Annotated in this window: 13 protein-coding genes; 2 read left to right on the top strand and 11 right to left on the bottom strand. The window is 67.4% G+C overall.

Annotated features, from left to right (window positions below; genetic code table 11):
• Positions 1–78 precede the first annotated feature (78 nt).
• From KJ554_01995 to KJ554_02010, 4 genes are read right to left on the bottom strand one after another with little or no spacing between them, the layout of a single operon-like run.
• Positions 79–1,137, bottom strand: a complete 1,059-nt coding sequence (locus KJ554_01995; GenBank protein ID MBU0741106.1) for a PrsW family intramembrane metalloprotease — start codon at positions 1,135–1,137, stop codon at positions 79–81.
• A complete protein-coding gene (locus KJ554_02000) occupies positions 1,134–2,216 on the bottom strand; it encodes a hypothetical protein (protein MBU0741107.1) in 1,083 nt (360 codons plus the stop codon). The genes KJ554_01995 and KJ554_02000 overlap by 4 nt, the downstream gene beginning before the upstream one ends.
• Before the next feature lie 14 nt (positions 2,217–2,230).
• Positions 2,231–2,926, bottom strand: coding sequence for a class I SAM-dependent methyltransferase (locus tag KJ554_02005; protein ID MBU0741108.1), 696 nt, complete (start codon positions 2,924–2,926; stop codon positions 2,231–2,233).
• Between the two features lie 48 nt (positions 2,927–2,974).
• A complete protein-coding gene (locus KJ554_02010; protein ID MBU0741109.1) occupies positions 2,975–3,349 on the bottom strand; it encodes a DUF2784 domain-containing protein in 375 nt (124 codons plus the stop codon).
• A gap of 66 nt (positions 3,350–3,415) precedes the next feature.
• Here KJ554_02010 and KJ554_02015 point away from each other — a divergent pair, with 66 nt between their 5' ends.
• Complete coding sequence (locus KJ554_02015; GenBank protein MBU0741110.1) at positions 3,416–4,495, top strand: 50S ribosome-binding GTPase; 1,080 nt, start codon at positions 3,416–3,418, stop codon at positions 4,493–4,495.
• A 7-nt stretch (positions 4,496–4,502) separates the two neighbouring features.
• Here KJ554_02015 and KJ554_02020 read toward each other — a convergent pair whose 3' ends face one another.
• The 5 genes from KJ554_02020 to KJ554_02040 form a co-directional block, all read right to left on the bottom strand.
• Positions 4,503–5,357 (bottom strand): ABC transporter substrate-binding protein, encoded by an 855-nt coding sequence (locus KJ554_02020; protein MBU0741111.1) that lies wholly within the window; start codon positions 5,355–5,357, stop codon positions 4,503–4,505.
• A gap of 184 nt (positions 5,358–5,541) precedes the next feature.
• A complete protein-coding gene (locus tag KJ554_02025) occupies positions 5,542–8,718 on the bottom strand; it encodes an efflux RND transporter permease subunit (protein ID MBU0741112.1) in 3,177 nt (1,058 codons plus the stop codon).
• Entirely contained in the window at positions 8,715–9,875 is a 1,161-nt protein-coding gene (locus KJ554_02030; protein ID MBU0741113.1) for an efflux RND transporter periplasmic adaptor subunit, read from the bottom strand. Before KJ554_02030 ends, KJ554_02025 begins: the two co-directional genes overlap by 4 nt.
• Positions 9,872–11,329, bottom strand: a complete 1,458-nt coding sequence (locus KJ554_02035; protein ID MBU0741114.1) for a TolC family protein — start codon at positions 11,327–11,329, stop codon at positions 9,872–9,874. The genes KJ554_02030 and KJ554_02035 overlap by 4 nt, the downstream gene beginning before the upstream one ends.
• Positions 11,326–11,946, bottom strand: coding sequence for a TetR/AcrR family transcriptional regulator (locus tag KJ554_02040; GenBank protein ID MBU0741115.1), 621 nt, complete (start codon positions 11,944–11,946; stop codon positions 11,326–11,328). Before KJ554_02040 ends, KJ554_02035 begins: the two co-directional genes overlap by 4 nt.
• Positions 11,947–12,099: 153 nt before the next feature.
• On the opposite strand from KJ554_02040, the gene KJ554_02045 reads away from it, so the two are divergent.
• The gene (locus tag KJ554_02045) at positions 12,100–13,140 is read left to right on the top strand and encodes an NAD(P)-dependent oxidoreductase (GenBank protein MBU0741116.1); all 1,041 of its coding nucleotides are present in this window, start codon (positions 12,100–12,102) and stop codon (positions 13,138–13,140) included.
• Between the two features lie 119 nt (positions 13,141–13,259).
• Here the strand turns inward: KJ554_02045 and KJ554_02050 are convergent, their stop codons facing one another.
• Complete coding sequence (locus tag KJ554_02050) at positions 13,260–14,009, bottom strand: Mut7-C ubiquitin/RNAse domain-containing protein (protein ID MBU0741117.1); 750 nt, start codon at positions 14,007–14,009, stop codon at positions 13,260–13,262.
• A gap of 4 nt (positions 14,010–14,013) precedes the next feature.
• Positions 14,014–14,346: hypothetical protein (locus tag KJ554_02055; GenBank protein MBU0741118.1), on the bottom strand; the 333-nt coding region annotated here is incomplete at its 5' end.

Consider the following 14,346-nt stretch of genomic DNA (forward strand, 5'->3'; position numbering starts at 1 on the left):
CCATTACGAGTCGAGTGAACACCGCGGACCGACCGCGGATCACGGGGTCCTACGCATCCGGGCTGCGATTGTTCGGGCTCAGGTCCCGCGGTCCGGGAACCACCAGGCCCCCTCCACCTCCGCGACCGCGCGCTCGCCCAGTTCGTCCAGCACCGGCGACAGCTCGGACAGACGGAAGGCCGCCACCTGATCGCCGCGGGAGGCGACATTGCCGGCCTCGACCGTGAACAGGCCGTCCCGCTCCCCATCCGGGGCCGGCTTCACCTCGAGGCGCCCGTACCAGCCGCCGAAATGACGGAACAGGAAGAACAGGCCGTCCCAGCTCGAGATGTAGCTGTCGCAGCTTTCACAACGCTGGACGCGGATCTTGCCCCGCAGCCAGGCCGGCTTGTCGCCGGTATTCCCGCAGGCGAGGCACATCAGGTCTTCCTCCGCGGCAACCGCGGGAGCCGCCGACAGGAAACCCGTCAAATCCTCGCGGAAGGGCGACACGCGCGCGGCGTACGACATGACCGTGCCGAAGAAACGCATGCCCGGCCACAGCAGTGCGAAGAACAGGATCAGGGCGAGTCCGTTGAAGGCCAGCACGTCCCATACCCCATGGGACAGGCTGGCATACAGGTACGCCCTTCCGAGCAGTCCCCGGCGGGCGCCGCCGCGACGGCGCGCGTAGACCGCGAGGCCCATGGGAAAGCTGAACAGGATGTGAGCCGGCGTCGCGGTCAGCAACCGGACCATCAGCAGGCCGCCCGCGTTCTGCGCCGAGGTCGCATAGAAGTAGTTCTCGATCAGGGAGAATCCCAAGGCCACGCACGCCATGTAGATGACGCCGTCGGCAGGCTCGTCCAGGTGGCGGCGGAACAGGGGCAGGCAACTGAGCATGGCCAGGAGCTTGGCCGCTTCCTCCAAGGGACCGACGACCAGGATGGCGCCCAGGGTGTTCCTGACGTTGCCGATCCCCGCGGCGCCGAAGGCCGCGTAGAGGACGGTGCTGATGGCGATGGACCAGGCGCCGCCGACCAGGGTGACCAGCGCGAGCGCGCGCCAGGGCTCCTTCTCGTGCACGTCCAAGTGGCGCAGCCGCGCGACGGCGATGATTCCCGCGATCGCGGAGACCGCGATGATCAACAGTTTCATGGGCGGGAGCTTCCTCCCGGGCGATGGCCGGGGGCGAGGAACCGGAGCGTATCCCCGACGGCACAGCCCAGGGCGGCGGCGGCGTTGGCTGCCCTGCGGGCGATCACTAGCCGGCCTTCCGCATCCGGGAAGACCACCCATGCGCCGCGCTGCGCGTCGGCGTAGGTGACGCAGTAGAGCGCGTCCACGGTCGTGTCCGCCGATGCCACGCGGAACGTCTCGCCGACGGAGACGCCGAGCCAGGCCAGATCATCGGGAACCAGACGCGACGTGATGTTGCCGTATGCCGCGTGCACCGAGACGACCGTCGAGGCCGCCGTGCCGGCGGCCCGCGTGGCGACTGTCTCGGCGGACATGATCACGGTCGCATCGCGCGAGGCGGGGACTTCGCCCTGCAGCACCCAGTCCGCCAGGGCGTGCAAGGCGGCGAGGCGCTCCGCCGAATTCACGTTCACGTGCCCCGGGCGATGCACGGTCCAGAGCGCCGACGGTGCACCGGCCGCCGCGGCTGCCGCATGATAGGCGCCGGTGTCGCTCGTCTCGCCCATGTTGCTGATGAGCAGCAGCGGGACCCGGGGCCTGCGTGTGAAGGTCAGATCCTCCCCTGGCACCGGGTACGAGTAGATCGCGCCGATCGCGCAGGCGCCGGCGACAGCGTTGGCGTGACGCTCGACGAGCAGCGTCGCCACCGCCGCTCCCATGGACCAGCCCTCGACCAGGACGAGGCGCGGCTCGCCATGGACCTTTGCCACATGCCCGCGCAGGGCGATGAGGTCGAGGGCCGCGTCGCCCACGATAGGGCCGTTGCGCCGGTAGCTGGAATAGGCGATGAGCCAGCCGTCGGCCAGCAGCGCGAGGTTGGTCGGCTCGTCTACGTCCAGATCGGCCAGCAGGGGCGCGTCGATCGAACGCGAGCCGTGCGCCTGCAACAGTAGGAAGCCGTTCCAGTGGTCGGGGACCGCCAGGGCATAGGGAACACCGTCCAGATCACCGGTGTGGACCTCGAATCCCTCCGCGAGGACGCGATTCGCGACGGCCAGAAACAGGGCGACGGCCAGAAACAGGCTCCGGACACGCATGGTCATATCTCCCCTCACGCGGTCATTTCGCAGAAAAGGCTCGAGGCCGCGACGGTCTCGATGCGCGTCTCGCGGCCGCAGGCCGCCGCCAGGTCGCGGAAGTCGTCCGCGCCGAAGGTGGTCGCGCTGAAACCGTCCTTGCAGACGATCCGCCCGTTGCCGGTGGCGTCCTCGTCGATCTCGCCGACCAGGCCGTGCTCGGCCTGGATGCGGAACCAGGCCAGCCGATCCTCCCAGAATCCGGCGGCGTAGCTGGCGAAGAGCGTCCGGCCGCCCGGCCGCGTGGACTCCAGGGCCGCGCGAAAGAGCCGCAGCGGTTCGATCTTGAAGGCAGAGACGCCGTTCTGCAAGCAGCAGACCACATCGAACGCGCCGGGCGCGAGGCCCGGCGCCGCAGCGTCGGCGCAGACCAGGGCGACATTCTCGACCCCGGCCAGGTAGTCCGCCCCGTAGCGCAGGCTGGCCCTCGAGGTATCGACGCCGCAAATGAACCCGGCCGACGCCGCGAGATCCTTCACGATCCTTCCGTACCCGCAGCCCAGTTCCAGCACGCGATCGTCCGGATCGAGGCGCGCGCGGACGTGTGCGATCTCGGCGCCCATGTAGCGGCGTACCTCGGGCGTGGCCAGGTCGTAGCAGAGACGCAACCTCTCGGCGGCCAGGCCCTCTGCGTAATATCCGCGCCCCGCGGCGCCGTCGCGTGCTCGCATGTGCGAGAAACCTCCCGGTGATGCACATCATCTTGCCACAGGCTGCGGTCATGGGCCACGACGTTTCCGGCGGCGCCGCCACGCCACGCCGTAGGCCGCCGCATTGACGACCAGCACGGCGGCACCGAGCACGAGCTGGATCTCGCGTGTCAGCCCGGGGGGGTAGACCAGCGGCAGGATGTAATGCTCGACGAAGCCTTCCGGATAGCCTCCCTGGCCGGCTGCGAGGCGCAGCTGTTTCTCCAGGGGCGTCAAGGGGCAGATCCAGCCCCGGAACTCGATCAAGGCGCCCCAGACGACCGCCGGCAGATGAAGCCGGGCCAGACGCGGGCGTCGCGGGACGAGCAATCCGCCCAGCAGCACGAACAGGATGAAGGCGAAGTGGAGCAACACCACCAGATCGGCCAGCAGGCGGTAGATCAGGTCGTCACCTCCTCGCGAGGTCTACGCAATCCGTCGCGGTCATGATATCATGCGACGCGAGGAATCATGCCGACCAACGTCTCACCGGAATACAAGAAGGCCGAGGCGGCCTTCCGTCAGACGCGCGAGCCGACCGAGCGCCTCGAACACCTGCGCGAGATGCTCAAGACGATTCCCAAGCACAAAGGAACCGAACACCTGCAGGCGGACATCAAGACGCGCATCAAGGAGTTGACGGCCGAGGTGTCGGGGCCCCAGAAGGGCGCCGCCCGCACGGGACCGACCCGCGTGATCCGCACGGAGGGCGCGGCCCAGGTGGCCCTGGTCGGACCGCCCAACGCCGGCAAGTCGCTGTTGCACTCGCGATTGACCGGGTCGCGGGCCGAGTCTGCTCCCTACCCCCACACCACCAACGAACCCTTGCCCGGCATGCTGATGCACAACGAAGTGCAGTTCCAGCTGGTGGATCTGCCCCCCATCTCGGCCGAGTTGATGGAACCCTGGCTGCCCAACGCCATGCAGCCGGCGCACGCCGCACTCCTGGTGATCGATCTGCACGTGCCCGGTTGCACCGAGGACGTGATCTCCATCCGAGAGCGCCTGGCCGAGAAGCGCATCATCCTGTCGGACGACTGGCGGGGCCGCCTGCCCGGCGGGTTGGTGGAGGGCCTACCCGGGACGGAGCCGGTGGGGTCGGCACCGCCCGAACCGGAGCAACCGGGCGACGAGGCGGACGAGACCATCTTCCACACCGTCCTGCCCACCTTGCTCGTGGTCAACAAGGTCGATCTGGGACTGGACCCGGACGAGGTGACGGCCCTGGAGGAACTGGTCGAGGCGCGCTACCCGGCCATCGCGGTCTCGGCCGCGACGGGGGAAGGTCTGGACCGCCTGGGGTCGATGCTGCGGCGCGGCCTCGACGTGGTGCGCGTCTACACGAAGGTCCCCGGCAAGCCGCCGGACATGGAGCGGCCGTTCACGCTGTTCAGGGGCGACCGCGTGATCGACGTCGCCCGCCTCGTCCATCGCGGCCGGGCGGCGGGCCTGAAGTTCGCGCGGATCTGGGGCAGCGGCAAGTTCGACGGCCAGCAGGTGGGTCGAGACTACTTGGTCGAGGACGGGGACATCCTCGAGCTGCACATGTGAACCGGCTTCATGCCACGCCTTCGCTTCCCACCAGCAGGGGCTCGAACAGCCTCATCAGCTCGCGCAGGGAAGGCGCCGTGCGGGTGCCGTACCAGGTGAGCAGCTTGCCGTCGAGCCGCGGGCAGAACTCCGGCGCGTCGTCGCAACCCGCGGCCTCGGCCACCACTACCGCATCCCGCTTGCTCCAGCGGTAGGGCTCGTCCGGCATCAGGATCAGGTCGAGCCCGTGCCGCGCCAGGTCCTCGAGCTCGATGGCGAAGTAGTCGCGGCGATCCGCGAAGACGTTCTCGAGACCGATGGCCTCCATCACGGCGTTGATATGGGTGCCGGCGCCAGCAGCCAGCCAGGGGTTCTTCCAGATCAGCGTGGCCGCGGGCACCGGGCAGGGCGCGCCCTGGGCCTGTCGATAGGCGAAGAGCCTCTCGCGCCAGGCCGCGGCTTCCGCGCGGGCGGCCGAGAGATCGGCGCGGGCCCTGTGCGCGGCGTCGGCGACATCGAGCAGCCCACCGCAGGCGCCCAGCAGTCCGTCGACATCGTCCAGGACGTGCGGCATCACGGCGTAGACCGGGATGCCGGCGGCCTCGAGGGCCTCCAGGTGCTCCTTCTTGTTCTCCTCGACGCAGGCCAGCACCAGGTCCGGCCGGGTTTCGACGATCCGTTCGACCTTGGGGTTCTTGGTCCCACCGAATTCCGGCACGCTGCGCACCTGAAAGCGGGGTTCCGTACAATACAGGGTGCGACCGACCAATCTGTCTGCCGCACCGAGGCCGCATACGGTGTCTGTCAGGCTGGGCACCAGCGACACGACCCTCCGATAGGGTCCCGGGTTCAATTCACGACCGCGGGCGTCGATGATCGCCATCAGTATTACCTCCCGCACCGCCACCGCGCCTGGCGGCGCTCATCTATTTACGATCGATACCTGGCCGGCATCACGACCAGTATAAGCCCAACGGCACCCCGACCGCCTCCCGGGCGCCGGCGGGTGGGCACCCGGCCCGCCGGCGATCATCACCAACGGGCCGGGGCTCGATCGAGGGGGACCGTCAGGCTCCCGGTTCCGCCGCCTCGCCGCTACGCACCCGGTCCAGCCACCACCCCAAGAACACCGCGCGCAGGCCGCGCTTGAACGGATCGAGCGACGAGTACATCACCGGCACCACGATCAGAGTCAGGAAGGTCGCCACGGCCAGGCCCCAGATCACCGCGATGCCCATGGGACTCCACCATTGGCTCGACTCGCCCCCGATCGAGAGGATGTGGTGCCAGTCCGCCTTGAAGATGTTGGCGAAGTTGACGGATACGCCTGTGGTCAAGGGGATCAGGCCGAGGATCGTCGTGACCGCCGTCAGGATCACCGGCCGGAAGCGGGTGAGACCGGCGCGCACGATCGCCTCGGTCTTGGCGATGCCCCGGGCACGCAGCTGGATGATGTAGTCCAGCAAGACGATGGAATTGTTGACGACGATGCCCGCCAGCGAGATCACGCCCACGCCGGTCATGATGATGCCGAAGGGCGTGCGGTGGACCATCAGGCCCGTGAGGACGCCGATGAGCGAGAGTGCCACGCTGGACAGGATCACCAGCGGCACCGTCACCGAGCTGAACTGGCTGATCAGCACCACGAAGATCAGCATGATGGCGATGGCGAAGGCGTCGCTGAGGAAGGCCTGGGCCTCCTCCTGGTCCTCGGTCTCACCGGTGTAGTCAATGCTGTAGCCGACCGGCAGGTGGAAGTCGGCCAGCAGCTCCCGAACCTCGGCCAGCAGGGCGTTGCTGTTGTACCCGGCGGCGACGTCGGCGCTGACCGAAACGACGCGCTTGCTGTCGATACGGTTGATGGCGGCCAGGCCCGACTTGAACTCGGTGGTGGCAAAGGCCGCCAGGGGCACCTGCTCGCCCTCGTAGAAGACGTGCAGGCTCTCCAGGTCCTCCACCTTGCGCCGGAAGGGCTGCTGCAGGCGGACGCGGATGTCGTATTCGTCCTCGCCGACCCGGAACTTGGACGTCTCGGCGCCGTGCAGCGCGGTGCGCACCGTACCGGCGATGTCCCAGGTCCGCAGCCCGAAGCGGCCGGCCTTGTCCACGTCCTGCCGCACCTCGATCTGGGGCAGATCCCGGTCGTAGTCGTCGACGATGTCCACCAGGCCCTCGACGTTGCGGATGCGCTCGCTGACCTGCGCGGCCAGCTCGCCGAGCACGTTGAAGTCCTCGCCGGAGATCTCGATGTTCACCGGCGGACCGGTCGGCGGCCCTTCCTCCTGCTTGTCGATCACCAGACGCGCGCCCGTGAAGCCGCTCAACCGCCGGCGCAGGTCCTCGACGGAGCCGCGGGAGGGGCGCGTACGGTCCTCGATGTCCACGAACTCCATGGTGACCAGGCTCTTGTGCGACGGCGCCTGGTTCGCGCTGAAGGCGCCGTTCTCGGCGCCGACCTGTCCCGTGTAGGCCTTCAGCTCGGGAACCTCGGCGACCGCGGCCTCCACCTGGCGCGTATAGACGTCGCTGACCTCGATGCGTGTGCCGGACGGCGCATCGATGGCCACGTAGGCGATGCGGGGATCGATGTCCGGGAAGAGTTCGACGCCGTTGTTGAAGACGGCGAACAGCATGGATACGCAGATCAGCAGGGCCACCATGGTCGTCAGCACGCCGGTGCGATGGCCCAGCGCCCAGCGCAGGGTCGGTTCGTAGGTCTTCAGGCCGAAGCCGATCAGCCTCTCGCCCAGGGCTGGCCGGCCCTCGCGGACCCGTGGCGCCTTCATGAAGCGCGCGCAGAGCACCGGGTTGAAGACCAGCGCGACAAGCAACGAGGCCAGCAGCGTGATGACCACCGTGATGGGCAGATATTTCATGAACTCGCCCATGATGCCCGGCCACAGGATCATGGGCCCGAAGGCGCAGACGGTCGTCAGCGTCGACGCCACGACCGCGTTCGAGACCTGCGCAGCGCCGAAACGGGCCGCCTCGTCTCCGCTCTTGCCGCGCCCGCGCTGCCGGAAGATGTTCTCGACGATCACGATGGCGTTGTCCACGAGCATGCCCAGCGCCAGGATCAACGAGAAGAGCACCACCATGTTCAGGGTGATGCCGAGCGCCCGCAGCACGATGAAGCTGATCAGCAGGGAGAAGGGGATCGCGACGCCCACGAACAGGGCGTTGGTGAAGCCCAGGAAGAGCAGCAGCACCGCAACGACGAGGATCAGGCCGCTGATGATGTTGTTCTCCAGCTCGGTGACCATGTGACGGATGTCCTTGGACTGGTCGCCGACGATGGTGATCTCGGTCCCGGGCGGGAAGCGTTCCTGCCAGGCAGTCAGGATGGCGCGGATCTCGTCGGCGATGTCGATGATGTTCTCGCCGCCGCGCTTCTTCACCGACAGGATCACGGCGTCCTTGCCGTTGACGCGCGAGATGGTCTCGCGATCCTTGAGGCCGAAGCTCACCTCGGCAACGTCGCGGATGTAGACCGGCGTGGGCGCGCCCAGGTTGACCACGAAGTCCAGGATCTCCGATACATCGTCGATCTCGCCCGGCACGTTGACCTGGTAGTCGTACATGCCCAACGACAGCTTGCCGCCGGGAATGGTCGTGTTCTGCAGGAAGATGGCGTCCTGGACGTCGACCAGGCCCAGGTTGTAGAAGCGCAGGCGCTGGGGATCCACCTGCACGAGCACTTCGTGCTCCACGCCGCCGGTCAGATTGACCTCCAGCACGCCGCGGACGGTCTCGATCTCCTCCTGGAGGTCCTCCCCCACTTCCTTCAGCAGGATCGGGTCGTAGTCGGCCGCCAGGTTGATCTGGATGATGGGCCAGTCCGTGGAGCTCAGCTCCATGATGAGCAGGTCCTCGCGCGGATCCTCGGGCAGATCGGGCTTGGCCAGGTCCACGCGGTCGCGCACCTTCTGCAGCGCGTCGCTCATCTCCACGTCCGTCGTGAATTCCAGCACGATGTTGGACATGCCCTCCACCGAGGTGCTGGTCATCTCCTTGAGATTCGACAGGCCCTTGAGTTCGCGCTCGAGCTTGCGCGTGACCAGGCTCTCCACGTCTTCGGGACTGGCGCCGGCGTAGGGCGTCATGACCATCACGATCGGTATCTTCACGTCGGGGCTGGACTCGCGGGGCAGGCCCAGGTAGGAATCCACGCCCACGATGACGATGATCACCATGAAGGCGAAGATCGTCGGGTACCTGCGGATCGCGCCGTTGGTGATCTTCATCGTCCGGCCTCCCGCGCGCCGCCCGTCGATGCGGACTCGACGACCTCGGCCGGGTCGCCGCCCCTGCTGCCGTCACGCGCGGCGGCGTGCTCGGTGACCTCCACCAGCGCGCCGTCGACCAGGTCGCGATGCCCGCGCACCACGACACTCTCCCCGGACCGCAGGCCGGATCCGATCACGACCATCAGGCCCTGGTCGGGGCCCAGGGTGACCGGGCGCAGGGCGGCGCGTTCCCCCTCGACCACGAAGACCGCGAGCCCCTCGGTGGTGTACATGACGGCGTCGCGAGGCAAGACCAACACATTCTCGTGGGTGATCTTGTGGATCCGCGCGCGCGCGACGACGCCCGCCCGCAGGGACAGGTCCGCGTTGTCGACGTGCACTTCGACCTTGAACTTGCCGGTGATGGTGTCGGCCTCGAAACCGATCCAGGCCACCTTCCCCGCGACCTGCTCGTTCATGCCCTCGAGAACGATCGTCGCGGGTGCGCCCCCGCGCAGCCAGGCCACTTCGCGCTCGGAGACGGTGCCGGCCAGCTTGAGCACGAAGGGATCGATCACGCGGGCGACGGGCATGCCGGGCGAGACGAGCTGGCCGGGCTCCACGTAGCGGTCGACCACCACGCCGGCGAACGGAGCCTTCACGGCGGCCCGCTCGTGACGGAGACTGGCGATGCGGTAGACCGCCTCGGCCTGCGCCCGCGCCGCGTCGGCGCCGAGCATCTCGGTTTCGCTGACCTTGCCGGCAGCGAAGAGCGCGGCGGTGTTCTCGGCCGTATGCGCCCGCAGTTTCAGGTCGTCCCCCGCGGCGGCCATCTCCGCCGCCAGCAGGCGCCGATCCAGCTCCACGAGCCCGTCGCCCTCGACGACCGTCTCGCCCTTGTCGTGCGGAATCGCGTAGACCGTGCCCATCTCCTCGGCGGACACGTCGGCACCCCGCACGGGGCGCAGGGGCCCGGAAATCTCGAAGAACTCCTCGAGGTCGGTCGGAGACATCTCCAGCACGCGCACGTTGCGGGCGACCTCGCCGGGCACCTCGTTCTCCATGCGATGCGCGCAACCGGCCGCGAGCAACAGGCTCGCCACGAGGACCGGCACGGCCAGGCGACGGCCTCGTATCACGATTTCAAACATCACGTGCTCCTTATGCGTGTTCATTCCGTCCCTCCTTCGACAAGGCCCTCCACGGCCGCGAAGGGCAGCATGGGAGAGACGCCGATGGCACGTTTCAGGGAGGCGGTCGTCGTCAGTACGTCGTACCGCGCCTGGATCAGGTTGCTATGGGCCAGCGACCGGCTGGCCTCCGACTGCAGCACGGTCAGGTAATCGGTGCGCCCGAGACGCAGTTCGAGCTTGCTGATCTCCAGCAGTTCCTCGCTGCGCACGAGATTGAGTTCGGCCGCCCGCAGGTTGACGCGCGACATGTCGAGGTCATCCAGCAGCTCGAGCACGTCGGCGCGGATCCGCCGCTTCAGGCCGGTCAGTTCCACCTCGTTGCGGCGGATGGACGCCTCCGTCTCCTTGACGAGACCCTTGGTGAGCAGGCCGTCGAAGAGCGGCACGTTCAGGGCCACCGTCGCCCGCCAGAAATCGTGACCCGTGTCGTCCAGCTCCTGCACCGCCCGGCCCACGTACCCGTAGGAGCCGTCGACGGACAGGTAAGGGCGCATGTCGGCCTTCTGGGCCTTGCGGCTCTGCCGGAGCATCGCCGTGAGCAACTCCGACATGCCGACATCGGGACGCCGCAGCGCATGGGCGATGGCCACAGCCTGGTCGATCCGATCAGGTTCCAGTTCCTGCGTATGCTCTATGGAGAGAGGCATGCCGGGCGAGAGTCCCATGGCCGCGTTCAGGCGGGCGCCCGCGTTGCGCAGTTCCTTGCCCGCCAGATGCAGGCGGGGCATCAGGTTCGCGACGGCCACGGCGGCCTGCAGCGTGTCGATCCCCGTCGCCATGCCCAGATCGTAACGCAAGCGCATGATGTCCAGGAACTCCCGCTGGTTGGCCAACTCCGCCTCCGCGGCGGCGAGCTGATCGGCCGCCAGGATGATCCCGTGATAACCGGAGATGACCTGCTCCTCCACCTGGTGCGTCACCGCGCTCACGGCCAGATCCTGGCGCTTGATGCTCTGGCCGGCAGCGCCCACCGCGCCGAGCACCTTGGCGGGGTTGAGGGTCCAGCGCAGGTTTAGCTGCGCGCGCCAGTAGGTCTGGGCCGGGATGTCCTCGGGCGCCGGCAGGAAGTCGAACCCGGCGAGCAGCGTGTCCAGCGGCGAGGTGCCGATGGGACCGTCGCCGCCGCCGCCGAAGGTCTCGTCCAGGGCGAAGCTCGGATCGCGCGAGCGCGACCACTCGCCGGTGGCGTCGATGTAGGGCAGGCCCGTCGCTAGCGCCTGGAACATCTTGCCGTCCAGCTCCTTGCGACGCAGGCGCTCGGCCTGCAGGGCGTCGTTGTTCTCCAGGGCCCGGCTCACGCATCCGGCGAGATCGAGCGCCACCGCTGCGCCCGGCCTGGCCTCGATGACCGTTCCGTCGCCCGTCGCGAACGCCGCGACGGCCGATAGCGTGAAGATCGCGGCGGTCGCCGCGATCGCGCATCGTCCAGATTTCATTGCTCCCTCCGGGTCGATTCGTGCTGAAGATTTCGGATTCCGTTGAGTATGAAGGCGCGCAGTTCGCGCGACAGGGTCTCGTTTTCGAAGGCGCTGGGCTCGCTCGTGAGTTCGGGAAAGACGTAGTACATGGAATCGAGCAGTCCGCCGATGATCCATACGATCGTCGGCGGATCCATCTCGCGCAGTTCGCCCCTGCGGATGCCCTCGGCGACCACTCGCTGGAGCACCTCTATCATCGCCTGGGCTTCCTCGTACTTCATGAAGTCCTTGGTGTAGGCCTTCACGTCGGGTTCGTGCAGGCAGATGTGGAACACGGGATGGTTCCGTCCCATCTCCTCGTAGCCGTCGATGTAGCGCTCGAGTTTCTCGATGGCCGTCATCTCCGACGTCAGGGCCTCCTCCCACTTCGAAACGGAGCGGGAGATGACGTGCATCAGCATCTGCATCAGCAGATCGGCCTTGTCGCTGAACAGCTCGTAGAAGGTACGCTTGGAGACGCCGGCTTCGCGGCAGATCTCCCCCACCGTCGTCTTGCGGAAGCCGAACCTCTCGAAAATGGGCTCGCCCGCGGCGATGATCTGCACGCGTTTCGACGTGTCCCTGGTATCGGTCATGAGCCCTCCTTCCCTTGGACAATGAAACGAATACGCTTTAATCGTTTAATGGTTTCGGTCAAAATAGGAGAATATCGTGCGGCGTCAAAGGCAGATTTTGAAAATTCGTCATCCGGCCATATCTTCGAGCGGTCAACAGGCGAAAGGGACGATATGTCACAGCGATATCTGATCACCGGCGGCGCCGGCTTCCTGGGCATCAACATGGCGCGCTACCTGCTGGAGCGCGGCCACGAGGTGACGTCCCTGGACATCGCGCCCTTCGCTTATCCCGAGCGCGACCGGATCCGCGAGATCACCGGCGACGTCCGCAACCGCACCGACGTCGACCGCGCCATGACCGACTGCGACATCGTAATCCACACCGCCGCCGCCCTGCCCCTCTATGATCACGACGACATCCTGTCCACCGACATCGAGGGCACGCGCACCGTGCTGGAATCCGCCCTCGCCCACGGCATCGACCGGTTCGTGCACATCTCCTCGACGGCCGTCTACGGCATCCCCGACCATCACCCGCTGGTGGAGGGCGACCCGGTCGACGGCGTGGGGCCCTACGGCATCGGCAAGGTCGAGGCCGAGAGCATCTGCGCCGAGTTCCGCGCGCGCGGCCTCTGCGTCCCGATCATCCGCCCCAAGTCGTTCATCGGGCCGGAGCGCCTCGGCGTCTTCGCGCTGTTCTACGACTGGGCCAAGGACGGCAAGGGCTTCCCCATGATCGGCAGCGGGAACAATCGCTACCAGCTCTGCGACGTTGAGGATATCTGCCAGGGCATCTATCTCTGCTGCACCGGCCCCAGGGACAAGGCCGACGACGTGTTCAACCTGGGCGCCCGCGAATACACCACCATGAAGGAAGACTACCAGGCGGTCCTGGACGAGGCCGGTTTCGGCAAGAAGATCGTCGGCTTCCCCGCCAGGCCCGTGATCTGGACCCTGCGCCTGCTGGAGGCGTTCAAGCTCTCGCCGCTCTACAAGTGGGTCTACGAGACGGCCTGCGAGGATTCCTTCGTCTCCATCGAGAAGGCGGAGCGCGTGCTGGGTTACGATCCGAAATACTCCAACAAGGATGCCCTGGTACGCAACTACCGGTGGTACCTCGACAACCTCCACACTTTCGAAGGCCAGTCCGGCGTATCCCATCGCGTTCCCTGGAGGCAGGGGATCCTCAAGGTTGCCAAACTATTCTTCTAGGGCCGGGCAGGCACGTGCAGGCGGCATCGAGAGCGACTCTCGCAGAGCCGGAGCCTCGATGCCGCCTGCACGTGCCTGCCCTCCGTAGGAGAAGTTCGCAAGCTCGAGGGGACCGCTGCTCAGGGTTTCAGGCGGCGGATCTCGGCCAGCAGGCTCTCGTAGTGGGTTCCTTGCCAGTAGATCTTGCGGCAGTCCGGGCATTGGTGGAATTCCCGATAGTGTCGTCGTGTGAGGGGTTCCAGGAGATGGGCGATCTCGGCCTTGTCCACCGGTTCGACCCGGGCGTTGCAGGCCGCGCATCTGCGGAACGGCTCGATGCGGGATTCCAGATCCAGCCGCGCGACGACCTCGGCGAGCTGTTCGCGCACCTCGGTCGAGCGCAGCCAGTAGCCGCGCTCGATCTCCTTGCGCTTGAGCAGCCCGACGTCGCGCGTCAGGACGCAGCGGCCCTCGCGCGCGGCGATCGCGGCGATGGTCTGATCGTCGTAGTCGTCTCCATATAGGGTGTCGAAGCCCAGAACGCGCAGGCGGCGCGCCAGCTTGCCCAGATGGACGTCGCAGACGAAGCGGGGATCGCGCAGGGGACGCTCACGCAGACGCGTCACCGGCGCGATGTCCAGGCTCTCGAACACGGGGTAGACCGCGACCCGCTCGCCGCTCCGCAGGACGTGGGAGAATTCGACGGACCGGTCGTCGACGAGTATCAGGTCGACCTCCACGTGCGGCACGCCGAGCGCCTCGATGGCGTCCTTGACCGCAGGGGCCCCCCGGAAGACGTAGGCGAACTCGCGCTTGCGTCGACGCGGCGGCAGGAAATCGTTGAGCTCCTCGTAGAAGCGGAAGCGCGCTTCGTTCTCCATACTCCACATCGTCTCAGTAGAGCTCGAACTGCACCAGCCTGCATTCCAGGCCGCCGTTCCACAGCGGGATGCGGCGCTTGGGGTGCAGACCGATGCGCTTGACCAGTTCGACGTCGCCGCAGAGCACCCAGGCCTCCGCGCCGCGGCATCGCCGCTTGAGATGGTCGCCGAGATCCTTGTAGAGCGCCCCGACTCGGGCACGCTCCTGGAGACGGACGCCGTAGGGCGGGTTGACCACGATGACCGCCCCCGCGGGAACCGCCACGTCGCGGAAGTCGGCTCGCGTCACCTGCACCGCCTCGCCGCCGGGCAGGGACGCCAGGTTCGCGCGCGCCGCGCGCACGGC

Source organism: bacterium (genome assembly GCA_018814885.1).
Classification (GTDB): Bacteria; Krumholzibacteriota; Krumholzibacteriia; order LZORAL124-64-63; family LZORAL124-64-63; genus JAHIYU01.